A 24,860-nucleotide genomic window follows, 5' to 3' on the forward strand; every position below is an offset into this window, starting at 1 on the left:
TTTTGGGTGATGTTTTCGGTGTAATTGGTCAATATCACTAATATCTGGTGGTTATTGCCAACACTGAACTGTGAAAAATAACACTTTCAAAGTAAGTTGTTGATATTTAATGGTTAATGCTTTGGCGTGCTCATTGCATATAAAGAGTGAGCGAGAGAGGCTGTAACTTGCGAAGATGGTTAACTTTTTGTTAATTTTATTAACTTGCCATGGATAGTTTACTTGTGATGGATATTTGCAAAAACAACGCAAGCACGGCTCTCTTATAAAGTTGTCTATTTCAGATGCAAAACCTCACTGTTTGTCCGCGGGGAGCAGGTAGCAAGGTTATTGAGCAATTGGCTTTTTAACTCGGCTTTAAGGCAAGGCCTAATGGGGACAAATGGAAGAATACAAAAATAAAAAGGATTTTCGATGTTAGCAAAACCAGTATTACGTTGGCTTTTACCTTTCGCTGTCATTGGTGGCTCTTATGCGGGTTATGCCGCAATCGCTGCAACGGCGCCGGAAAAAGAGTCAATCAAAGACACCATCAGTGAACCGACAGTACAAATATCTTCACTCTTTCCTACCGATCATAAAGTTGTTATTACTAGCCATGGCGAAATGGTTCCGTTTGAAAAGACACACCTAGCTGCTCAAGTTAGCGGTGAGGTGGTGAGTTGGCATCCAAACTTCGTAACGGGTGGTATTGTTAAGCGTGGTGAGGTTCTTTTCACGATAGAGAGTGATAACTATGAGGCGGCTGTTCTACAAGCTGAAGCGGGACTAGCGAGTGCGCGTGCTTCGCTGATTGAAGAGCAGGCAAAAGCGGAAGTGGCGAAGCGTCAGGCGAAGAAACTAAGCGACAAGCAAGTGACCGATCTTTACCTACGTAAGCCGCAAGTACTTAGTGCGCAAGCGCAAGTTAAGTCTGCTCAAGCTGCGTTGAAACGAGCGAAACGCGATCTAGAAAACTGCAAGGTAGTGGCGCCTTATGATGCGCTAGTGGTTGAGCGTGAAATTGGGGTCGGGCAGTTTGTCTCTTCAGGTTCTCGCGTTGCAACGTTGAACAATATCGAAGTGGCAGAGATTCACGTGCCTATCGCAGGCTTTGACAGTGCGTTCTTACCTGAATCATTGAAAGAGCTACATGCTACGGTGACCCAACAAGGGATTCTCTCTACCACTCGTGAAGGTAAAGTCGTTCGAGATCTTGGCATGATCGATAGTGCGACGCGCATGATTAACATGGTGATCCAAGTTAGAGACCCATATGGCCTAGACAACAATCAGCCACCGATTAAGTTTGGTTCGTATGTTGAAGTGAGCTTTACTGGTAAAGAGCTCAAACACATTTACCGCCTTCCTCAAGAGTTAGTGAAAAATCGCACAGTTTGGGTTGTGAACGGTGAAAATGAACTGCAACCAAGAACCGTTAATGTGCTTCGTGCAGAAGGTGAGTTTCTCCTCGTCGGTGAGGGCCTAGAGCAATCGGACAAGCTGGTTCTAACTTTGCCTGAGTACCCACAACAGGGCATGGCAGTTCAAGTCGCAAAAAAGAATGACGACTCCGAAACCGTCGTACAGTAGTTAGGAGTCAAACATGGAAGATAATCAACAAAAAGGCATCATCGCCTATTTTGCGAATAACTCAGTTGCCGCAAACCTAATGATGGTGTTCATCATTGTGATGGGTATCGTGAGCTTCATGTTCATTCAACGCCAGATGTTTCCAAACGTTGAAGTCAACTACATCAATATTCGGGCGGCTTATCCTGGTGCCTCTCCGCAAGAGATTGAAGAGAGCATCTTGGTTAAAGTCGAAGAATCTATCAAAGACGTTACTGGCATCAAAAAGACCGTGGCACGAGCTTCTCGAGGCAGCGCTTATGTATCGATAGAAGTGGATGTGAATGCCGACATCAAACGCGTATTGGACGATGTAAAGCAACGGGTAGACACCTTATCCAATTTGCCGGCAGGCATGGAACCCATCAACGTTTATCAGGTGGAATGGCGACAAGAGGTGATAGAAATGGGCTTGGTGGGCGATAGACCACTGGAAGAACTCAAACCTATCGCTAAACAAGTCGAAGACGAATTACTCCAACTGAAAAATGTCATGCTGGTGGATCTCAATGCACCAGAAGAAGAGATTGCTATAGAAGTCGATCCGCTGATTCTTCGTAAATATGACTTAACGCTAAGTGATGTGAGCAACGCGATTCGTCGTTACTCAGCGAACTTTTCTGCTGGTGAAGTAAAAACCAACGCAGGCATGATCGCAGTTCGTATTGAAAACCAATACTACCGCGGTGATGAGTTTCGCAATATTCCAGTTAAGCTGGGAGCGAATGGGGCAAAAGTTCTGCTACAAGACATCGCAACGATTAAAGACGGCTTCACCGAAGAAGATCGTTACTTCGAATACTCGGGTCAAAACGCGATCTACATGGCGGTTCAAGCCACGCGTGATCAAAACATCATCCCGGTGGCTGAATCCGTTCGTAACTACATCGAAGCAAAGAACAAAACCTTACCTGATGACATTCAACTGAAAGTTCTCGTCGATATGACTTACTACCTAAATGGTCGTCTCGACATGATGCTGAAGAACCTTCTTCAAGGTGCCGCATTGGTTGCTATCATGCTCTCGGTATTCCTTCGTTTCCGCTTAGCAATGTGGGTAATGTTGGGGCTACCAGTGTGTTTCTTAGGCGCAGTGATGATGATGCCAATGCTGGGTATCACCGTGAACATTGTGTCTTTGTTCGCCTTTATCATGGTGCTCGGTATCGTGGTGGATGACGCCATCGTAACCGGGGAAAGTGCCTACAGTGAGATCGAAGAGAAGGGTGGTGGTGTTGAGAACGTTGTGACGGGTGTTAAGCGTGTCGCGACTCCGGCGACCTTTGGTGTATTAACTACGATAGCGGTGTTTGCCCCATTTCTACTCTCAAGTGGGATCGATAGTGCCTTCTTCTACGGCATTGCGGGTGTCGTGATCCTGTGCCTTATCTTTAGCTTGATAGAATCTAAGCTGATCCTTCCAGCTCACTTAGCACACACCAACTTTACACCAATCAAAGCAGGCGGTTGGCGTGATAATTTCAACAAGCGTTTCTTCGGCTTTGTTAATGGTCCTTACCGCAGCTTCGTTAAGGCTTGTACCCATTGGCGTTGGACCGTTTTTGCCTTCTTCTGTGGTCTGTTACTGATTAGTGCTGCTTTAGTTAGCTCGAACTACGTGCGTGTGATTCCAAACCCGAAAGTTCCAACGGATTATCCGGCGATTACGATTGAGATGAATGACACTGTATCGAGCGAGCAAACCATCAATGCGTTAAAAACCATTGAAGGCGTGATGCAGAAAATCGAAAACCAGATCATTGATGAGCATGGTCAGGGGATGATTCGTGATGTGCTTTCTTACAACCGCAGCCGTACTGAAGGTCGTATTCTTGTACCGCTTGTGGATGAAGAACTGCGCCCATTCAATACCTTTGAACTTGCACGTCGCTGGCGTGAGGCAATGCCAGTTATTCCGGGCATGAAGAGCTTTAAGATCCGTGAACAAAGTGCAGGTGGCGGTGACCGTGATGAATTTGGTTACTTGCTGTTTGGTTCGGACATTAACGAGCTAAACGAAGCAGGTCGCTACCTGATTGGCCGCCTCCAGCAAGAGGAAGGCCTGTACGATATCTCTTCCTCTATCGATTCTGGTAGTAAAGAGGTACTGCTATCACTAGCTCCTGTTGCTTATGATTTGGGCTTGGATCTCACCATGATCGCAGAGCAAGTAGGTGGCAGTTTCTACGGTGGTGAAGCGCAGCGCATTATTCGTGATGGCGAAGAAATTAAGGTTATGGTGCGTTACCCGCAACTGACGCGTGAAGCCTTCTCATCACTGCGTTACGCTGTGATTACCACACCAGCAGGCAAAAAGGTCATGCTTGGTGATGTGGTGAAAATCAACGAGCAACCGGGCGTGACTACCATTCGACGTGAAGGCGGTTATCAAACCGTTTATGTCTATGGCTCTATAGATGAAGAGTTGGTTGAACCTCAAGAAGTCGTGAAAGTTATCGACGACAACATCTTACCGGACATGAAGCAAGCCTTCCCAAGTGTGAAAACGGAATTGGGTGGTGACATCGAAGAGCAAGCTGCGCAGCGTAACGAGCAAATCATGTTCTTCATTGCAGGCATGATCATCGTATACATCTTGCTAGCTGTGCCACTTAAGAGTTACACCCAACCGCTTATCGTCATGTCGGTGATTCCATTTAGCTTAACGGGGGCGATTTGGGGACACTTCTGGCTGGATATGGACATCAGCATGATGTCGACATTTGGTTTAATTGCGGCAGCGGGGGTGGTTATCAACGATTCCTTGGTGATGACGGATTACGTTAACCAAGTGCGAGAAAAAGGCATGAGTATTAAGCAGGCGGTCGTTGAAGCTGGTTGCGCACGTTTTCGAGCGATAACGTTGACGTCGATTACCACCTTCGCAGGTGTTCTACCTATCATGTTTGAAACCAGTTTGCAGGCTCGTTTTGTTATCCCTATGGCGGTCGCACTTGGTTTTGCCGTTCTGTTTGCAACTGTCCTTACCTTGATTCTTGTACCTTGTTTGTACCTGATGCTAGAGGACATTAAAAACATCTTCCGCATTGTTAAACGATTCTTTGGTCGTTTGATAGGTAAGTTCAAATCACGGTCATCAAATACTGTCGGTAACGAAAGTACGCAAAGCTAGTTTCACCTAAAACGAAAATCTAAAGCAGCCTTCGGGCTGCTTTTTTTATGCCTTAAGCGAACTGGAATAGACTCTCTATACTATAAGCTGAGTGGATGATTAAATATTCATAAATTTACTTGGTTAATTTAACACTGTGTGTGTGAAATTCACCATTCAGCAGATGGTAGGAAAATTAACTAAAATTTAAGTTGTTGATATTTAAGGTTTAAAAAGTTGGCATCCTATGTGCAATGTATAAAGTGCAACCCAATGAACTGCTAATCCTTAAGGAGCTTATTATGCAAAGCGTATTTCTATCTACTCTAGGTCTTATTGCTGTAATGTCATCACCAATCGCTGCTGCTAACACTCTAGACAAAGAAGAGTGGAGTGCGGATCTACGTCAAGAATTTACAACAATGAAGCATGAGGCAGTAGCGGACATCGAACAAATGAACATGGACGCAATTGATGAACGCGATGACCGTATTGTTAAACACATCAAAGAACAACAAGCTCAACTGGTAAAGATCAAATGCCAGAAGACAGGGGCAACCAAGTCATAACCTCTGACCACAAAGATTCCGTGTTAGTCACAAGGATGAGTGATTAACCAGAGTGCATCCGATACAAGTGTGGCGCTAGTGAGCAGTCTGTGTCAACCTTGTTGCTCTGTTTGCCAACCTATCAATTGGGTTGGCTTTTTTATGCCTGTTGATTAAGAAGGGGGCGCTAAAACTGGGAATTGAGTAGGAGAAACACGGCAGATAGAAAAAAGCCCGCGAAGAATACCTTCACGGGCGAAAAAAGGGCACCAAATTGGTGTCTATTCATTTTGGAGGTGGTCGAACGTCCATATCATACTGACAATAGGCTTGGTGAGAGGCTTACCACCAGTGCGACCAACGTAGGTAAAGTTAACATTGTTTAAATCATTGTTAAAATGTTAATTGTTAAAACAATGATTCCATTATCGTTAGTTATCGGGGTGGTTTTGTGTGTTTTGTGTAATGTTGAAGCGTATTGTTGCTGCCTCATATAAATAAATGTTCGGCGTTTCTTTTTTCTTATAACTTTAAAATAAATCTTAATCTGAAATCATTTTCAATATAAGTTCATATCTATATGCAATAAGATGTATTTGTTGCGCAATTGTTGTTTGTTTGTGGTGTTGTCCTTGTTTTGTTCACCAAGCATATTATTCGTTATATGATATTGAAATTGTCCGCTGATGTTTAGAAGTTACAATGCAAAAACTATATGACGTTGGATTTTGTAAGATTGCCCTAGTTAGGCTTTTCTCCACAGTTGTTGTTTTTTCGGTCTTCTCTCTGGTGTCATTTTCTTCATGGGCTGAAGTCCCTAAGGCTTTAGAGAGAGCTATAAATGAATGGAACAAAAGTGAGCCACATCAAACGATAGCGCCGCACTGTACGTTAGCAGTGAAGCAGACGGGCTCGAGCCTCAATGTCGTGACAAGAGAAAAATGTCGCATTGATCAGTTGGCCGTATACATTCTTGCAAATGAATGTGAGTTAAAGCGAGAAGTAAAGAGTGTTTCTATCTTGAATGGGACAAATGAACCTCTGTTGTTTCCAATAAATGAAGACTCTTGTTCTTTGCTGACTCAAGATTCGGATAAGCCAAAAGTTAACGAATCTAATATTTCGACACAAAGGAAAATCAAAACTTCAATAGCTAATGAATCTGCAATGGTAACAGTGAATATCGTGCAGTTTTATGCAGGGAAAACAAAACCGAATATTGAAGAGTTTAATTGCGCGGGAATTCCACTAGATGTTCATCATATCCAAGGTGTGTACTATGTTTTTAGCGAGGTGTTCCTTAGTCTCAATGAAGCAAAAAATATAGTACAGTTGTCAAAAAAGCGTTGCCCTCGAATGAAACCATGGGTAAAGCCGATACCAATCAAAAAGAAAGTAAAGTCTTAACATCAGCCAGCCTTTGTCTCAATTGTCCTATTTTGGAAATGTGTCAACCTTATTTAGGACGGTACAGCATCATGAAAAAAGGCGCTGTTTTAGCGCCTTTCTCATTAGATTTCTTCGTGTTTATGGACTAGGCCGAAGTCAGCTAAAATGGCATACGCGGCAGGGATCATAAACAACACCAGCAGAGTGGATGCAAAAATACCAAACACGATGGAGATAACCAGCGGTTGGATAACCTGTGCTTGCAGGCTGGTTTCAGTCAGTAACGGAAGCAAACCTGCTGCAGTGGTCATTGATGTCAGGAATACTGCTCTAAAGCGCTCTCGACTGGCTTTGACTACCGAGTCGTGCACATTATCCCCTTCATCGACATGATGGCGTATGTACTGAACTAACAGAATCGAGTCATTCACCACAATCCCCGCTAGTGAGACGAAGCCCATCATACTTGGCATACTTAATGAGTGACCAAGTAGGATGTGTCCCCATACCACGCCAATAAAGGCGAGGGGAATCGCAAGCATGACGACGAATGGTTCCAAATAACTGCGGAATTGGTAACTCAGAATCGCAAACACGCCAAACAAACCAAGCAAGAAGCCTTTACCCATTGATGCCCCGGTTTCAGCGGTATCTTTGGCTTCGCCTTCAAAATCAAAGCGAAGACCAGGATACTTTTGCATCAACTTTGGCGCTTCATCCTGTTGGAACTGAAGAATAATGGCGGTTGAGTTGGCTTTCGTATTGTCGATATCGCCGAATACGCTCACAGTGCGCAAGCCATCGACGCGCTGGATTCTTACGTAATTACGTTGGAAATCCAAAGTCGCAATGGTCGCGAGTGGAATTTGACTGCCATCGGACAAGATAATTGGGAAGTTTGCCAATTGCTGTAAGTCACCAGCTTGCGCTTTATCAAGGCGAACTTCGATGGAAATGTTTTCAACCCCAACTTGGATTTCGTCTGCGGTTTGGCCAAAGAAAGCCGCGCGCAATTGATTGGCGATGAGTTGCCCGTTAATCCCATAAGCTTCTGCCCCCGGACGCAGTTTAACCAAGACTTCTTCTTTACCCATACGCATGTCATCCAACACGCCATGAACACCGTCAAACTCATTCAAGTATTGCTGAATGTCGATAGAGGCCGCTTTGAGCGCATCCAGATCATCATGTTTCGCTCGAATTTCAATCGCTCGTCCACCCGGCCCCATGGTCGGTTGTTTAAATACCAGTGAGATAGGATCGGCAAGTTCACCAATGTCTTCGCGCCATGCGTCGATAAATTCATCGATGAGTGTGTTACGACTCTCGGCGCCCAGCAAATCCAGACGTACCGTGGCAATGTGAGGGCCAGATTCATTCGCGTCGGCGTTAGCATTGAATTGACTGGTGATGTGCAGAACCAATGGATTGCCGTCTTCCACTTTTTCTGTCCATTCTTTATCTAGCTTTTGAGCGGAAGCGACGATCTTATCGACGACAGCTTCCGTTTGAGACAGAGAAGAACCCGGAGGAAGAATAATGCGCGCTTCTGCAATATCACCATCCAACTCAGGGAAGGGTTGGAACTTGAGCAAACCGCCAACTAACGTGGCAGCGGAGATAAGAAGCAAGGCAACCACGCCACCCATAAAGGCATAGCGATACTCGACCACTTTATCGACTGCGTTGACCAAGGTGGTGTTGCGGAAGTTTTCAAAAGAAGCGAGCAGCTTTTGTTTGAACTTCGGTGTCTTTCGCTCTTGCTTTTGTTTATGCAGGGAATGAGAAAGGTGGTTAGGTAAGATCAAGAAGGCTTCCACCAAACTCAAACTCAATACGAGGATCAGAACTTGAGGAACCGCTTTAAGTACAGCACCCATTTCACCTTGCAAGAATAACAAGCTACCGAAAATACACACCGTGGTTAGGAAGGAAGAAATCACCCCCGGCAGTACCTTTTTCACCCCTTTAATTACGGCATCATCTATCTCTTCTCCTCGGTCGAGGTGAGCGGCAATCGATTCAGCAATAACGATGGCGTCATCCATCATGATACCGATGGCCATGAGTAACCCGACCAAAGACATGATGTTGATGGACAGGCCAAGTTGCGCCATCAAAAATAAGCCACCTAAGAAGGCTACGGGTAAACCAGCCGCGACCCAAAAAGAGTAGCGAAAACTAAAGAACAACCACATGGTGGCGAAGACCAAAATGATACCTTGCCAGCCGTTTTTGACCATCATGGTCAGGCGATCCCAAAGCACGGATGAAAGGTCATTAGTCATTTGTAGCATCACACCATCTGGTGCAATGGCTTGTTGTTCTTCGACAAATTGAGCAACACGTTCTTTAATGCGCAGTGCATCGTCTTCTTTGTTTTTGCTGACTTTTAGTAGGGCAGAAGGGTGACCATCAAAGAGGACTTTCTGTTCGTCCAATTCAAATCGGTCGGTAATCGTCGCAATGTCTCTTAGACGGATGATTGACCCATTTGGACCAGAGCCCACGACGATAGTCTTAAGCTCTTCTGGCGTCACGCGTCGTTCGTCAAAGCGGATCAGAAAGTTCTTATCTGGCGTTTCGACATTACCACTTGGCAACTTGACGTTCTGACGACCAATCTGCTCAGCAATATCACCAACACTCAAGCCAAGTTGTCGAATAGCTTGAGTATCTAACTCTACTCGGTATTGGTGGTCAGAGAAGCCTGCAACTTCAACTAAAGACACATCGTAATCGAGCTTTAATGTGCGCTTAAGTTGTTCTGCGTAAGCTTTTAACTCTGGCCATGTGGTATCTGCGGTGATGGCGACATCCACAACTGGCTCATTCCAATCCAACTCTTGTACCACAGGAGATTCAATCTCTTGCGGGAAGTCATTAATTGAGTTGATCTGAGTTTGAACGTCGACCAGCATGCGCCCGATGTCGGCTTCTTCATTCAGTTTTAAGATAAGACGCGCAGAGCCTTCAATCGCTTCACATTGCGTTTCTTCAATGTTAGTAAGGCCATCAACAGCATCTTCCATTCGGACACAGATACTCTCTTCGACTTCTTGCGGGGAAGCGCCAGGGTAAACCACACCGGCTAGGATGTAGGGCGGATCAAACTCAGGAAAGGTTTCCCGCTTAATCGTGGAAAGCGAAGAAATCCCCAATATCAGCAGCGTTAGCATCAACAAGTTGGCTGCTGTTGGGTGCTTGGCGAAGAATCGGATCATGAATCAGACTCCTCAACAGTGGCTTCTGACTGTTCAGGTGATTCTTTCAATAGCATGCCATTAATCGCAGGCAGCAAATCGTTGATGATCAGTTTCTGACCTTGCTCCAATTCGCCATCGATCACCACTTGGTTATTTCGGCGATATAACACTTCAACCGTCACCACTTGTAGACGATTGTCATCGCCCATCAGGTAAATCTTATCGCCATGGAGTGCACGCTCTGGGATGACCCAACTCGGATTTTCTTGCCCCTCAATCAAGGCTCGCACAAACATGCCGTTCACCAATGGAGGCGCAGAGGTTGGGTTTAATGCACGGTAGTCTTGTTCAATTTCCAGAATCACACCGGCCGTCGCTTGACTTGGATCAACCGTTTCACTGATGCGTGCAACTTTCGCTGGCCAGCTTGCAGAGAGGTTACCGCTGCTGAGTTCAATGTTGGCATGAATCGCATTCATATCAGGTTGTGGAATACCAGATTCATCACGGACAAACTCACCGATACTCGCTGCCAAAGTTTGCATGTCATGTATGGACAGTTGAGCTTCCACTTCCATGACATCAATACCATGTCCGGTCACCATGGTCTGTTGTAGATTCACCACTTGGTTTTGCTCAATTTCGACTTCTGCAATACGCAAGTCGTAAGGAAGGGTGATAATGGTTTTATCAAGCGAACGTTTCGCTTCATCCACTTTTGATGCATTGACCTTAACTAGGGCTTCTGCGACGCGCTTTTCATCCGGCATCAAACCTATTTGGTTTTCGATATCCAAAACTAACTTACGTTGAGAGAGCGCGCTTTGCTCTTGCTGATCTACATCTGATTGAGACGTTAGACCTTTCTTGCGCAGGTTTTGTTTACGGTCTAACTCTTTGTTGGCGATAACCAGACGGTTGGCTTCTATCTTGAGGGTGCTTTTGAGATTCGCTTCTTCTTGGTTCAGCTTAGCCAGAGAGGTTTGGGCAGATTTGAGATCGGCTTGAGCTTGAACCAGTTTCAATTCGTAATCGAGTGGATCGATGCGCAAGATTTCCGTTCCTGCTTGCAGCACTTGTCCTTTTTCCAGTTGCGGATGACGGTAAACCACCTTACCGGTCACTTCGGCTATCGCTTTCCATTCAACTTTCGGTGCGATTTTACCAAAGCCAATAGCAACAGGTGCAATCGCTTTCAGCTCAAGAGGGATCGTCTCGACTAACCTTGCACGATCACCCGCAGGCTTGACGGGCAAATCTGGCTTGAGGCTAATGGCCAAAAATAGAATGACGACCCCAACAGCAAGGGCAGGAAAGAACAGCAGCTTTTTATTCATTTTCATATTGGTCGCCCGAGTCTAAAAATCCATGTTTCATCAGTTGTATGTTGTGTTCGAATAATCGGTTCAAGAAGGCTTCTGAGAGCTCGATACCATGAAGGGCGAGCAAAGAGGGTGGAGCCATAAAAGGAAACACCATTAAGCTGATGTAAGAAACGCGACAAAGTTGAGGGTCGGCGTCTTTTCGTAAAACGCCACTGTCGATCAACTTATCAAAGATCACGCCTTGCATCGGCTTGCTGATATCAGCGATAACTTTTTCGAGCAGCTTGCGTTGGGTTTCTGAAGGAGGCATATGCATGACTTGTGCAATCAAACGCGGGAACTGTGGCGCTTTGATCATTTCGCGGTAGTAGGTGCGCATTAAGTCGAGGAAGTTTTTTTCGTTACTGTCTGACATCAATGCCTGCATCTGCTTTTGCATCGGCGACAGGGTTTCGCGCAACATGGTCTCGAACAAGCCCTCTTTGTTGCCAAAGTAGTAGCGAATCATCGCTACGTTCACGCCTGCTTTCTGCGCGACTAAGCGAGTAGATACCTTGTCATAAGCCATAATAGTGAAGAGTTCGCGCGCATGGAAAATCAGCTTCTCCCGTGCGTCGATTTTGTCTGTGGGTCTTCCTGCCTTTCGATGAGCTTCCGTCACAATCGTCTCTCAAGATATTAAACATTTGATTAATTATAAGACGCTGATTTCTTATACGACATGCGAAAAATTAATCAGTATTTAATCAAGTGATTAATTTTTACTAAGAAAGTAAACGATACATTACGACTGATACTTTCTATATGAGATTACTTGCAATTGGGATTGTATTTGGGGCTTGTTGTCGCATATGTCACTGAATATGTTATTCGTTGTACAAATAAATTGACTGTATCTTATTGGTTCAATAGAGTTCATTACTCAAAATTTTTTATAAATTTCTATAATAATCATACGGTAGTGGATAATATGAAGAAAATTTTTCTTGCAGTGGTATTAATCGCATTCGCAACACCCTCTCTTGCTTCAAACCTCTGGAAAGACTGTGGTATAGGTCACTGGATAGCTGGCCCAACTCTGAAAGGATTCCCAGCACTAACAACCAACATTGTTTGGGATTTAGGAACGACGGCGACGACCTCACATGTTTCTACACCTGAAATTTGTGCTGGCCCATTTTGGGCTGCAGCAAAATTTATTAATGATACTTACCCGCTAATCGAGCAGGATACAGTTCAGGGAAGTGGTGAACATATGATGGCGATGCTAGATATCTTTGAGTGTGATAACTCAGTACGCCCAGAAATCGTTAATGGAATTCGTCAGGATTTCGGCAAAATGATTCAAGATGCAAACTATGTAGGATCTACTCAAACTGAGAAAGCGCAAAACTACTACAACGTTGTAGTGAAAGAAGTTAGCCAGTTTGCAAATCAATGTAACGTTGCATAGCGTTTACTTTCTTTTTTAAAGGAGCGCCACGAAAGCGCTCCTTTTCTTTTTATAATTTCAGTTTACTAGACCCCATGCTCAAACCTTTGTCATCTATTGCCTACTTATCTTTTGTTGCTTTTCTCCCTGTCAACGCTAGCGCTTCACCTATCGATAGCCAAAAAGCTGCAATTGTCGAACAGCTAGGAAACCACCCACAATGGTTAAAGCTCCTGCACTTTCAAAGGGGCGAAAGTTTGATTGAGTCGGATGCGTTTTTCTTTGCGCTTGAAGGTCGCGTGAACCCAAAGGCCGAGTTGCTTGCAACATTAGAAGAATTTGAAAACGACGCCAATCGAACAAATCAGGAGCTTGCTCAATGCCGTTTCCCTGCACGATATCTATGGTTGAAAAAGCAATTAGGATCTCAATTCTCTGCGCCAAAAGTGCGCTGCGAAAAGCTCGAAGGTTGGCAGGAAGAGAATCAACTAGATTCGATTAGCTTGATTTTTGTGACGGGGTATATGGGAAACCCTGCGTCTTTCTTTGGTCATTTATTGATGAAGTTGAACAAAGAAGGACAATATTACAGCTCAAAAACACCTCTACTCGATAGTAGCGTTAACTTTGGTGCAAATACGGGGCATAGAGACAATCCAATCAAATATGTGACCTATGGACTTTTGGGAGGCTACAGTGCGAGTTTTAGCCAAGAGGATTATTATCGGTATGAGTTTGGGTATGCTGAAGGAGAGCAGCGTGAGCTTTGGGAATATGAACTAAACCTAACGGAAGATGAGCTCAAATTACTGGAATCTCACCTTTGGGAGTTGCAAGGCAAAGAGTTTCGCTATTACTTCTTAGATGGGAACTGCGCGACTTACATGGCTAGTTTCATAAGTATTGTTCTGGATGAACCTTTACTTAAAAATGTTCAACCTTGGGATATGCCTCTAGATATCTTCAAGGCGCTGCCAAATAAGCAACATAACAACTTGCCTTTAGTGAAGTCGATCGACAAAAGAGAGTCGAAGTACTCTCGCATTAAAGATAAATATTTAGCACTCACAGGGCGTGAGCAAGAAGCTGCTAAAAGTTTGACGATTGATAAAGTGCTCTTTGCTAACAATTCTTACGCCCAGCTCTCATCTTATGAGAAAAGCCGAGTGCTAAACGTGATGTTTGATTATTATGAACTGACGATAGTTGATGGTAGTGAAGATGAAGCGAATCTTGCCAAAAGTCGAAAAATTAAGCTGATGCAAGAAAGGCTTAAACTGCCAGCTTTAGATCTGGAGTGGGAAATGTCCAAATCTGCACCGCCACATCTCGCACAAAATCCGATGAAAATAGGTTTATCTACAGGCTACAACTCAGAATTGGGTGGATTTGGTCAACTCAATTTTAGGGCCGCATATTATGATTATCTTTATCTCGAGACTTCGCGTTTTAATGATTCAAATGCTACATTTTTTGACGGAAATGTAAGGTTTTCGAATCAAGACATTTGGTTAGATAAATTTGATGTATTCAATGTTTCAACATTGAATATCCGACAAGTTGACTTGTTTGAAGATAGTCAATTTGCATGGAGTACCCGTTTCACGATTGAACAGAAAGACTTAAGCTGCAATGACTGCGAGCGTGCTCGTTGGTTTGGATCGTTAGGAAAGGCTACGAAACTCAAGGGCGTCATTTCTTTTTACGCCATGCCAGGAGTAAATGTCGACCTATCAAACTATAAAGACTCAGAGCTAAACATAACGTTTGGTGCGTTGTATACCGCTAGTGAATATTGGAAAACACATTTGAAATTGATGCCTGCTTCTAGCTTGGGGGCTGATTCAGAACAGAAATTATTGATAGATTGGGAAAGCAGGTTTGGGAATGAAATGGACTGGGATGTGAGACTAAATGTTAAGCATAATAAGAGCAGTGAAGTTAGCATGAGTTATGCTCGCTACTTTTGATAGAAATGAGTATTTAAAAATACAACCTCAGTTTAGTTATAATGAAACTGATTTGTCTATCATTAGTCTACTTTATTATAGTAAACCAAAGAAATAACACTATCACCATTTAGAAAACTCTAATTCGACTCTATATCAATTACCATTCTGTATTATCGTATTCATGAGATAACAAAATTACTTGGGAATTTATAGAAAGAAAAGATGGATTCGATTACATAACAGTAAATAATAAATCAGCTAACGAACTGGAAAAGTTTCTTTGTAAAAGAATTAGTTTCCCTGTTTCGTTATTTAATACAAAAAAGATAAATATCTCGAGACAGGCACTTGTTATGCTCTCCTCTCTAAACGAGTATGATCAAAAGCAAGTAGTAAAAGAAATATATTTTGTCTCAGCCAATCCAAACGCTAAATCTGTTGTTAGACACAAGCGAAATCCGTTGCTAAGGATTTTTCGTACGACCTATCCATTCAAAAACTACCACTATCTAATAACGTGCGTCCTAAAGGATGGAAAGGTTGTTATTCATGATATTGCGTTCGATGAAACGTTGCATGGGGCAAACGTTAGTGTGCATTCAAAGCAAAGAACTCAAATGTACCACGTTCAGAAGAAATTCGGTGCAAATGGGAAATATGACGGAACTCAAAACGTAAATGAGGCTGAAGCACTTATGGCTGAGTGGGATAGCGCGGGTTCGAGGTTTACTCAAAACATAAATACTCTACATGCCACTGTAAATGGAATGCTCAACCAATATGATAAAGCTGCCAGATTAATGGGGATTCATACTCAAGTCGCCTATAACGAAGATAACCCTAGAGAGTATACACTCTTTCACAACCCTACTGATGGCTCTAAACTAGATCTTATAGAGTGTACATTCGATAAGACTTGGAAAACTTCCCATAATGCACAACATCTTGCAGCAGTGATGAAACAGTGTGCTAAAAATGGTCAACCAGTAAAGTGGACTGTACATAGTCAAGGTGCGATTATATTCAACTCAGCGTTGGTTCATGTGAGGAAAAACAATCCTAGTTTGAAGCTAAGCAATCAAGAGCTTGTTGTTCATGCTGGAGGAACAAATACCAAGACGTTGGGACGAAACGCGGAGCGTATAGGCTTAAGAATCAACAGCGCTAAAACACGTACAAATCCATTTGATATCGTCCCAAATATTGCTGCAAGAGAGAATAAATTGACATGTAGTAGTTTGGTAAGGTGTTGTAAGTTTCTAGGGTTAGTTATGAATGGGGAGATTACAGAAAGTCCTCATACGTTGCCTTACTTTGGTGTTGAATCTTACCGAAAGCAGTTAATAATGTCTGGAAACAAAAATACCTTAAAAAGGTTAAAATGTGTCAATGAATATATGAAAATTCGGAGCGTTTAATGAGTTTTTATCAGTTGCTCAAGGATGGATTTCGGGGTAAACCTGATTTTTCTAAATCTCTACCAATACACTTTAGCATTGACTATATGGTAGTTTCATTTGAATGCCCGAGTAATGTTAAAGAATATGAGATATTTTATAACTCTTTTATTTTATCTAATTTTCCTAAGGTTTTATCTATAGAAGAGCACGAGAAATTAGTTCAAATTGCTTATTTTTACTTTTCATTTGGTAACATTTTTCCTAAATTTATAATAAGCAATCTAACAAATGAAGGCGTTTTTATTAGACTAAAGATTAAAAACTTTGATAATAACGTAGAAAATATAGAAATTTTATCTGAAGAATTGGAAAAGAACTACATAAACTATTATCATGATCCCAGTCCAAGTGAAACTTCATTGAGGGGCAAGCATACATCGATTATGAGTGAAGCTATAGATTATGCCAATAGTCGATGGGGAAATAATCCAAAAGATATAGATTTTAAGAAAAAAAGAGACGATTATTTATTAGTAAGACTACTAAGAGGATTTCCTCCGATTAAATGTGAACTTGTAAATATAGGTCAGCATACTTACTCTAAATACTCAGAAGGTGATCTTGAAAGAAAGCTGAGATATATGAGGTCTTATAATACTCCAATTAGGGATGGTTATTTTTTAAGTATAGAATTCATATATATTTCTGAAGGTAGTCTTTCAAAAAGAAAATTGTTAGATTGGATCAATCAATCAGATAATGGTTTTGAAAAAGACTTTCTAGAGAAGCTTGAAATCTCTGATTTTATGGAATCTTGTTCTGAAGATAAGTTGAAAATTGTATTTGAAAATATTGAGATAATTAAAAATTAATTTATATTCACTACTGATAACTTTAAACATATACTGCTTGGGTTAATTATATTTAGCCTCAATGCTAATTTTGTATTTAGTTGTTGTGAAATTTCACAAATCAAGTGTTAAATAAATACTATGGTATTATTTAGCACGAGCAACAGTCTTTTGACATATTAACCCCAGCTCAACACTCGCCAATTCGGTCTATCAGCGTGCTCTTTCAGGCGAAGGCATGGATTAACCAGGTAAGCGTAATCCGCATACTCGCACAGTGGTAAGTCGTTGACCGAATCCGTGTAGAAATGTATTTCTGAGTAGTTGTCAGGCTGAGTTTCTAACCACTGTTTTAAGCGCGTTACTTTGCCTTCTCGGTAACTAGGGATTCCGTCGATTTCTGCGCTATAACGGTTATCAGCCACCACTAAGTCAATCCCGAGAGCGTTAGGAATACCGATGCGTTGACCAACCGCTTCTACCAAAAAAGTGACGCTGGCCGAGATGATGACCATATCTATCTCATCACCAGACAGTTGTTCAATCAGTGTCTTGGCTTGAGGGAACTGTTTAGTCAGAATATGGTTTTCAACGCACTCTTCTACCAAGGCGTTTACCTGTTCAATAGGTATGTTTTCTAGCGGCTTCATGGAGAACGTGAGGTAATCTTCCATGTCCATATTGCCTTCTGCGTACAAGCCCATTAGACGCTTATCTTCCTCAATAAAGTTAGTCGCAGTGGCGATGCCTTTCTCCACCAAAAATTCATTCCAAATCATTGTACAATCAGCGTTGATTAAGGTTTCATCCATATCAAATACATACAAAGGCTTGGACATAGTTCAGTTCTCACTGGTTGGGTTGAGTTCGATGTTACTTGTCGCTCAGTATAGAGCGAGGCTTATGAGTGTGTGAGGTATGCTAACGACAAACTGTGACGGTTTCGTTGCATTTTCTCGGACTATCACAAAACTTAGTTTCAATGATTAGGGGTGAAGCATTTCTGAGTTGGGGTTAGAGAGCTACAATAGAACTTTCGAATCTAATCTCATTCTTGTGTACTGAATACAGTAACGCTTTTGAGCGATAATAGAGTCACTCGCAAAGCGAACGTTAAGAAAAATACAAAAAGAAACCCCGATATGAACCAGTATGTAAATGATCCATCCAATTATCAGTTACTCATTAAAAACTTGCTGTTTTCCCCAGTAGCTTTCAACCCCGAGCAAGAAATCGTCTATGCGAACCACCGTCGTCACAGCTACAAAACGTTTCATGACCGTGTGAGACAGTTTGCTAACGCGCTGACCAAAATGGGTGTGAAGAAAGGTGATACGGTAGCGGTCATGGATTATGACTCTCACCGTTATCTTGAATGCTACTTTGCTATCCCAATGATTGGTGCCAAGCTGCACATGATCAACGTACGTTTGTCTCCGGAGCAGATCCTTTACACTATCGACCATGCGGAAGATGACATTCTCCTTATTAACGAAGAGTTTCTGCCAATTCTGGATCAGATCAAAGGCCGCATTGATACGGTCACGCGTTACGTGGTTTTGCGCGATAACGATGAATGTGAATACGAGCGCCTTCTGGAGCAAGAAAGCACCGAATACAACTTCCCTGATTTCGATGAAAATACCATCGCGACCACCTTCTACACCACGGGTACGACGGGCTTCCCTAAAGGTGTGTTCTTTACTCACCGCCAACTGGTTCTGCACACCATGGGGATATTGAGCACCATCGGCACTAATGCGTCGCAAGGTCGACTGCATCAAGGTGATATCTACATGCCGATTACGCCAATGTTCCACGTCCACGCCTGGGGACTTCCGTACATGGCAACCATGCTTGGTGTTAAACAGGTTTACCCGGGCAAATATGTTCCAGATGTTCTGCTTAACTTGATTGAGCAGGAGAAGGTGACGTTCTCGCACTGTGTGCCAACCATCCTGCATCTGCTATTGAGCTCGCCAAAATCTAAATCGATTGATTTCTCTGGTTGGAAAGTTGTGATTGGTGGTGCTGCACTGCCAAAAGCATTGTGTAAAGCGGCACTCGAACGCGATATCGACGTGTTTGCGGGTTATGGTATGAGCGAAACAGGACCAATTTTGTCTATTGTTCAACTTACTCCAGAACAGCTTGAACTTGACCTCGATCAGCAAGCGGAATACCGCTCTAAGACTGGAAAGAAAGTCGCGCTGGTGGAAGCTCATATTGTCGATGATGAAATGAACAGGCTTCCTCACGATGGTGAAACCGCAGGGGAAATTGTTGTTCGTGCACCTTGGCTCACGCCAAGCTACTACAAAGACAACAAGAACTCTAAAGCATTGTGGCGTGGTGGCTATCTGCACACTGGTGATGTCGCGCATATCGATAATGAAGGCTTTATCAAGATCACTGACCGCGTAAAAGACATGATTAAGATTTCTGGTGAGTGGGTAAGCTCTCTAGAACTAGAAGACATTCTGCATCAACACCAAGCGGTTTCCGAAGTTGCAGTGATAGGTATGCCTCATGATAAGTGGGGCGAGGTGCCACTAGCGTTGGTGACGTTGAAAGAAGATGCTGAAGTGACAGAGAAAGCGTTGTTAGGCTTTGCGAAAGACTTTATCACGAAAGGCATCCTTGCCAGAGAAGCGCTACTACTCAAAGTGAAGCTGGTGGACGAGATTGCCAAGACCAGTGTAGGTAAAGTGGATAAGAAAGAGCTGCGTAAACTTCATCTGTAAAGTAGTGACGCTGTTTGAGTCCAACCCATAATATTCGGCCCCGACACAGGTTATGTGTCGGGGCCGTTTTCTTATCTAATTAAGAGAAAGACTTGGGTTACGTCGTTAAACCAAGCCTTGCTCTCTAGCCATGTGGTTGGCGATGCTTGGCGCTTTCCAAATGCTTGGTAGCAGAATGAAAGACACTGGTACGGCAGTAATCACGATGAAAGATTGCAATGCGGAGATACCGCCTGAGCCCATCGAGATAAGCGCAATAGCCACGACACCCATCATTAAGCCCCAGAATGAGCGAATCACGGCATTGGGTTCAGTAGAGCCTGTCATTACCACACTGATGGTGTACGTCATCGAGTCACCGGTTGTCACGATGAAGGTCGTAGTCAAGATCAAGAACAATACCGAAATCACCATTGGGAAAGGCAGCTCAGAAGTAATCGCAAGCAGAACCGCAGGCAGGTTAAAGCCTTCAAATGCCGATGAGATCAAGCCTGGATTTTCTAGCTCGAATGCCAAACCACTACCGCCAACAATGCTGAACCAGAAGCAGGTGATCAAAGGCGCTCCGATGCTGATAGACAGGATCAACTGACGGATGGTACGGCCACGTGAGATACGCGCGATGAAGATTGCCATCATCGGGCCGTAACCAATGAACCAGCCCCAGAAGAACACGGTCCACCAACTTAGCCATTCCGTGTCACCACGATACAGTGCCATCGGGAAGAAGTTGTCCACCATGCGGCCAATGCCTTGCACGTAACCATCGACAATAAAGCTGGTTGGGCCGAAGAACAGGATGTAACCGATCAGAGCTACAGACAAAATGATGTTGTAACGGCTCACAAGCTGGATGCCTTTGCTCACACCGCTTAGCGCTGACAAGGTGTACATTAGAATTGCAGCCACAATCACCATGCTTTGAGTGATGAAGGTATCTGGCAAGCCGAATAGCGAGTTCAACGCGTAACTGATCTGCAGGCCTAAGAAACCAATTGGACCAATAGTACCAGCGGCTACGGCGATAATGCTGCAGGCGTCAGCCACGTCACCAATCCAACCGTTAATGGCCTTGTCGCCAAATACAGGGTATAGCAGAGTACGTGGTTTAAGTGGTAAGCCCTTATCGTAGTGAAGGTGCATCAAAACCACAGAAGAAAGACAACCTAAGATTGCCCAAGCAAGGAAGCCCCAGTGCATGAAAGACTGAGAAAGTGCATTGATTGCAGATGCTTTTGGTGATGCCTCACCGTAAAGAGGCGGCGCAGAAACAAAGTGCGCGATAGGCTCAGCTGCGGCCCAGAAAACACCGCCACCCGCGAGTAGGGTACAAAGTACAATCGATAACCATTTAAAAGTATCGATATCTGGTCTCGCTAAACCACCCAAGCGCACGTAACCCGTACGACCTAGCGCAATAGCCAAACCAATAAGGAAATTCAGAAGGAGTAATACTTGCCAGAAGGCACCGAAGTATTGAGTCGCAAACCCGAAGCCTGCGTTAACCATTGCGGTCAGAGAGTCTGTATTCGTCAGAGCAAGTAATACAAACACGGTGAGGAAGCTACCACTTAGCCAGAATACTGGGTTAGTGAGTTCAAGGCGCTTTAGAAGGGAAGGAGGATGGATCGCAGAATAGTCTGCCTCCTGAATAGGAGCATGAGAGGCGGCGTTCGTCATATTTGACATAATTACTTCGCTTTTTAGGGCTCGGAAGCCGTGCATTTCCCTCACACCAATAGCTCGAAAAGTGTGAGGATGATCAAAAAGCCGCTGATACTAGCACGTTGAGAACCTCAATATAACCGCAGAGCGCGATTAATTGTCGATCTCTAAAGTAAATAACTGATTTATGGAATGAGATTATTTTCGTGAAGTGCGCCGCATTTCATACGTAAATGACATTCCCCTTATTCTTGTAAGGACACCTCAGGATTACATTGAGCCAACCTGTTCTAATAAAAATTAAAGGTCTTACCCTATGGCTCAAATCGAACTCAACGGGACGTGGCAGCTTACCTCGCCACATCGTCCAGATATCGATATTCCTATGACTTTGCCCGGTGACAATGTATCCGCATTATTGCAAGCAGAGCTCATCCCGAATCCCTATTTTGCTGATAATGAAGCGAAAGTTCGTTGGATTGAAACTTGCGATTGGCACATTTCACGCGAGTTTGATGTCGATGGTTCTGTGCTCTCTGCCAAACAAGTGTGGATGACGCTCACCCGTGTAGACACCTTAGCGAACTTTTATATCAATGGTGAGCAAGCACTAACTAGCAGCAACATGTTTGCCCAGCAACGTATTGATATCAAACCTTACTTAAAACAAGGCACTAACACGATTCGAGTTGAGTTTGCCCGTGTGGATATAGAAGGGCTAGAACGTGCGAAGAAATTACCATTCCCTATTCCTTCGGCGATGGGGAACAACCAGATCCCGCACATGAACTTGATTCGCAAAACACAATGTCACTCGGGATGGGACTGGGGCATTTGTTTGATGGTGTCTGGCATTTATGACCTGATTCAAATTGATGTAATAAACGATGTGTGGCTCAAAGGATTCTCTACAGAGCAACAATGGCAAGCTGATGGTAGCGTGCTAGTTGATGTATTAACCGAAGTAGAAACCGATACTCAACCTCATGAAATCACGATTGAATTTGATGGTCAGCGCCAATCGATTCAAACCGAAGGAAGTGGTCACTATCACTGCCAGTTCCATATTACCGAGCCAAAACGCTGGTGGCCTGCGGGTTATGGCGAAGCACATCTATATCCGATAACAGTCATTTGTGGTGAGCAATCACTGTCACGCACGATTGGTTTGCGAGAGCTGAGTCTAAACAACCAAGCTGATGAACATGGCTCGGCGATGGAGTTTGTCGTCAATGGCGTGCCAATCAATGCGAAGGGTGCAAACTGGATTCCTGTGGATGCCATGCCGGGGCGTGAGTGTGAAAGCCGCTATCGTGCACTTTTGCAAAGCGCGGTCGATGCCAATATGAACATGATTCGTGTCTGGGGTGGCGGCCAATATGAAAGCGAAACTTTCTACAACCTGTGTGATGAATTAGGTCTGTTGGTTTGGCAAGACATGATGTTCGCTTGCTCACTGTATCCATCTGATGATGATTTCTTGAAAGATGTGGAACAAGAGTTGCGATTCCAAATCTCACGTTTGAAAGAGCACCCGTCGATTGCACTGTGGTGTGGTGATAACGAAGTGATTGGTGCGATTGGTTGGTACGACGAATCCAAGCACAACAAAGTCAAATACACGGTGAATTATGATCGCCTGAATCGAATGATAGAGCAGGTGATTGGCCAGCAAGATGATTCACGCCGTTTTTGGCCAAGCTCTCCTTGTAACGGTGAGTTGGATTTTGGCGATGCATGGCATGATGACAGCAAAGGCGACATGCATTTCTGGGACGTTTGGCACTCAGGCAAATCGTTTAATGCTTATCTAAACATCAACCCGCGTTTTTGTTCCGAGTTTGGTTTCCAATCTTGGCCTTCGTTTGCCGAAGCAAAACAGTTCGTTCCAGAGCAAGACTGGAACGTCACCTCACCAACCTTTGAGCAGCACCAAAAGAACCCCCGCGGTAACAGTATTATCACGGAGATGTTTACTCGTTATTTCCGTTTCCCTTCCGGCTTTGAGCAAATGTTGTACCTTAGCCAAGTGCAACAGGCGATGGCAATCAAGACCGCTTGTGACCACTGGCGTGCGATCTCTCCAATATGTCGTGGCATGTTGTATTGGCAACTCAACGACAACTGGCCAGTGAGTTCTTGGTCTAGTTTGGAGTACAGTGGTCGTTGGAAGCAATTGCATTACCACGCGAAACGTTTCTTTGCGCCTCAGTATTTGGTGTTCTCAGAACATACGGGCAAGCTGAGCCTTCATCTGCTCAACGATGCCAAAGAACCCGTTGATGTGAGTGCGCAATTGCATTGGGTGAACTGGCAAGGTGAAGTGAAGCAAACTTGGTCTCTAGAGCACACGGTTTCTAGCGACAGCAATACCGTCGTTTGGCAGTTGGATGAGGCATTTGATTCGTCTGAATTGAAATCAGGTTTCTTCTACGTAGAAGGGCAAGTAGGGCAAGAGACAATCGCCAATACTTGGTTTAGTACTCACGAGCTAAAAACATTGCCAATGGAAAGCGCCAAGATTGACGTAACGATTGAAGCTAACAAAGTCACGCTCGTTGCCGATAAGCCAGCGTTCTTTGTTCATCTTGAATGTGATACAGCTGGACGCTTTGAGGACTCAAGCATCACGCTATTGGCGAATCAACCTGTCACCGTGGAGTTCTTTGGTGAAGATTTAGCAATGATGGCGGAATCGCTACGCGTCTACCATCTAATGCAATAGCGTTGATTCAGAACCAAATAAGGGGCGCAGTGTCGCGCCCCTTATCATACATTTTTAAATATATTCACGGTTTCGAATTCTAGGCTGCATGAACTCATTACCGACTTGATGGAATCGATATAGAACCAAATCGAGTAGCCCATCAAAACAGTATTCCACCATTGGGTTTTTGAATATTATTGTCGCTGGCGCTTTGAAAAAAGTGACTTTTCTATGGTGATAGAAGTCTCTAATGAATATATCTATTAGCAGTTGTTTGATTACTGGTTCATGTACCGGGAGGTGAATGATAGCATTCCCGGTAAGTTGGATAATGTCTTGAACGAGAAACTTTAAAATCGAGCGGCCTAGTTGCCATAAGCTAAGAATTCGAAACTCCCCGCCTAACTCTTGGTAAATAAGATGCCCAACTAACATTCCTTCACAGTAATAAAGACGAGCTTTACTTGTCTCTGCATTAAACTGTTTGATGGTGTCTTGTAACCCACCCGGAGTAATGAGCTGTTTATGCACAGTATTGATTTGCTCATACTCTGATGGGCTAACTTGGCTAAGAAAACAGCTCTTTACATCGGTAACTTGGTACTGATACACAATGTCTTTAAAGCTCAGATAGATGTTTTTACTTTGAGATGCCTTAACTTGTTTATATTCATTTGAAGTGTATTGATATTTTTCACCAAGGTAATGAGCAAAGGCTAACCGCTTTAGAAGGCTAGGAGTGACTTTACCACTTTCCCACTGGCTAAGCGTCGACTGATTTAAGCTTTCAAAAAGGCTATAACTTCTTGCTAGTTCATCTGCTAATTGTCCTTGTGTTATTTCCCTCTCTCGTCGAATCGCAGTCACAGCATGCGAAAATTCTAATTTACTGATCATACACCTATGTCCTGAACTCAT

16 protein-coding genes are annotated in these 24,860 nt (G+C 43.7%); 10 read left to right on the plus strand and 6 right to left on the minus strand.

All coding sequences use genetic code 11. From position 1 onward, the window contains the following. Positions 1 to 414 precede the first annotated feature (414 nt). The 4 genes from J4N37_RS22275 to J4N37_RS22290 all read left to right on the plus strand — a co-directional run bounded on the left by J4N37_RS22275 (position 415) and on the right by J4N37_RS22290 (position 6,678). On the plus strand, positions 415 to 1,572 hold the full coding sequence (locus tag J4N37_RS22275) for an efflux RND transporter periplasmic adaptor subunit (RefSeq protein ID WP_045385548.1): 1,158 nt from the start codon (positions 415 to 417) through the stop codon (positions 1,570 to 1,572). Positions 1,573 to 1,585: 13 nt separating this feature from the next. Further along, complete coding sequence (locus J4N37_RS22280; RefSeq protein ID WP_252042371.1) at positions 1,586 to 4,744, plus strand: efflux RND transporter permease subunit; 3,159 nt, start codon at positions 1,586 to 1,588, stop codon at positions 4,742 to 4,744. Between the two features lie 281 nt (positions 4,745 to 5,025). Continuing rightward, the gene (locus J4N37_RS22285; protein WP_010453008.1) at positions 5,026 to 5,292 is read left to right on the plus strand and encodes a hypothetical protein; all 267 of its coding nucleotides are present in this window, start codon (positions 5,026 to 5,028) and stop codon (positions 5,290 to 5,292) included. Between the two features lie 681 nt (positions 5,293 to 5,973). Continuing rightward, positions 5,974 to 6,678: a hypothetical protein gene (locus tag J4N37_RS22290; RefSeq protein ID WP_252042372.1), complete on the plus strand. Its 705-nt coding sequence runs from the start codon at positions 5,974 to 5,976 to the stop codon at positions 6,676 to 6,678. Positions 6,679 to 6,782: 104 nt separating this feature from the next. On the opposite strand, the gene J4N37_RS22295 is transcribed toward J4N37_RS22290, so the two are convergent. Genes J4N37_RS22295 through J4N37_RS22305 form a run of 3 tightly spaced genes read right to left on the minus strand, consistent with a single transcriptional unit; the run spans position 6,783 to position 11,852 of the window. Beyond that, positions 6,783 to 9,884, minus strand: coding sequence for an efflux RND transporter permease subunit (locus J4N37_RS22295; RefSeq protein WP_252042373.1), 3,102 nt, complete (start codon positions 9,882 to 9,884; stop codon positions 6,783 to 6,785). Next, complete coding sequence (locus J4N37_RS22300) at positions 9,881 to 11,209, minus strand: efflux RND transporter periplasmic adaptor subunit (RefSeq protein ID WP_038894386.1); 1,329 nt, start codon at positions 11,207 to 11,209, stop codon at positions 9,881 to 9,883. Before J4N37_RS22300 ends, J4N37_RS22295 begins: the two co-directional genes overlap by 4 nt. Further along, positions 11,196 to 11,852, minus strand: a complete 657-nt coding sequence (locus J4N37_RS22305) for a TetR/AcrR family transcriptional regulator (RefSeq protein ID WP_252042374.1) — start codon at positions 11,850 to 11,852, stop codon at positions 11,196 to 11,198. Before J4N37_RS22305 ends, J4N37_RS22300 begins: the two co-directional genes overlap by 14 nt. Positions 11,853 to 12,161: 309 nt before the next feature. Here J4N37_RS22305 and J4N37_RS22310 point away from each other — a divergent pair, with 309 nt between their 5' ends. The 4 genes from J4N37_RS22310 to J4N37_RS22325 all read left to right on the plus strand — a co-directional run bounded on the left by J4N37_RS22310 (position 12,162) and on the right by J4N37_RS22325 (position 16,847). Next, positions 12,162 to 12,644 carry a DUF3015 family protein gene (locus J4N37_RS22310; protein WP_038884464.1) on the plus strand — a complete coding sequence of 161 codons (483 nt, stop codon included), beginning with the start codon at positions 12,162 to 12,164 and terminating at the stop codon, positions 12,642 to 12,644. Between the two features lie 74 nt (positions 12,645 to 12,718). Beyond that, a complete protein-coding gene (locus J4N37_RS22315; protein ID WP_252042375.1) occupies positions 12,719 to 14,593 on the plus strand; it encodes an Lnb N-terminal periplasmic domain-containing protein in 1,875 nt (624 codons plus the stop codon). 335 nt (positions 14,594 to 14,928) lie between these two features. Continuing rightward, entirely contained in the window at positions 14,929 to 15,993 is a 1,065-nt protein-coding gene (locus J4N37_RS22320) for a hypothetical protein (protein ID WP_252042377.1), read from the plus strand. Continuing rightward, on the plus strand, positions 15,993 to 16,847 hold the full coding sequence (locus J4N37_RS22325; protein ID WP_252042378.1) for a DNAase: 855 nt from the start codon (positions 15,993 to 15,995) through the stop codon (positions 16,845 to 16,847). The genes J4N37_RS22320 and J4N37_RS22325 overlap by 1 nt, the downstream gene beginning before the upstream one ends. Before the next feature lie 158 nt (positions 16,848 to 17,005). Here J4N37_RS22325 and J4N37_RS22330 read toward each other — a convergent pair whose 3' ends face one another. Then, positions 17,006 to 17,665, minus strand: a complete 660-nt coding sequence (locus J4N37_RS22330) for an HAD family hydrolase (protein WP_252042379.1) — start codon at positions 17,663 to 17,665, stop codon at positions 17,006 to 17,008. Between the two features lie 303 nt (positions 17,666 to 17,968). Between J4N37_RS22330 and J4N37_RS22335 the strand changes: the two genes are divergently transcribed. After that, the gene (locus J4N37_RS22335) at positions 17,969 to 19,570 is read left to right on the plus strand and encodes a long-chain fatty acid--CoA ligase (RefSeq protein ID WP_252042380.1); all 1,602 of its coding nucleotides are present in this window, start codon (positions 17,969 to 17,971) and stop codon (positions 19,568 to 19,570) included. Between the two features lie 105 nt (positions 19,571 to 19,675). Here J4N37_RS22335 and J4N37_RS22340 read toward each other — a convergent pair whose 3' ends face one another. Then, positions 19,676 to 21,259 (minus strand): BCCT family transporter, encoded by a 1,584-nt coding sequence (locus tag J4N37_RS22340; protein WP_252042381.1) that lies wholly within the window; start codon positions 21,257 to 21,259, stop codon positions 19,676 to 19,678. Positions 21,260 to 21,551: 292 nt separating this feature from the next. On the opposite strand from J4N37_RS22340, the gene J4N37_RS22345 reads away from it, so the two are divergent. After that, on the plus strand, positions 21,552 to 23,960 hold the full coding sequence (locus tag J4N37_RS22345; protein ID WP_252042386.1) for a beta-mannosidase: 2,409 nt from the start codon (positions 21,552 to 21,554) through the stop codon (positions 23,958 to 23,960). Positions 23,961 to 24,014: 54 nt separating this feature from the next. Here the strand turns inward: J4N37_RS22345 and J4N37_RS22350 are convergent, their stop codons facing one another. Further along, the gene (locus J4N37_RS22350; RefSeq protein WP_010452983.1) at positions 24,015 to 24,839 is read right to left on the minus strand and encodes a helix-turn-helix transcriptional regulator; all 825 of its coding nucleotides are present in this window, start codon (positions 24,837 to 24,839) and stop codon (positions 24,015 to 24,017) included. Between the last annotated feature and the right edge of the window lie 21 nt (positions 24,840 to 24,860).

Origin of the sequence: Vibrio sp. SCSIO 43153 (genome assembly GCF_023716625.1) — a bacterium.
Classification (GTDB): Bacteria; Pseudomonadota; Gammaproteobacteria; order Enterobacterales; family Vibrionaceae; genus Vibrio; species Vibrio rotiferianus.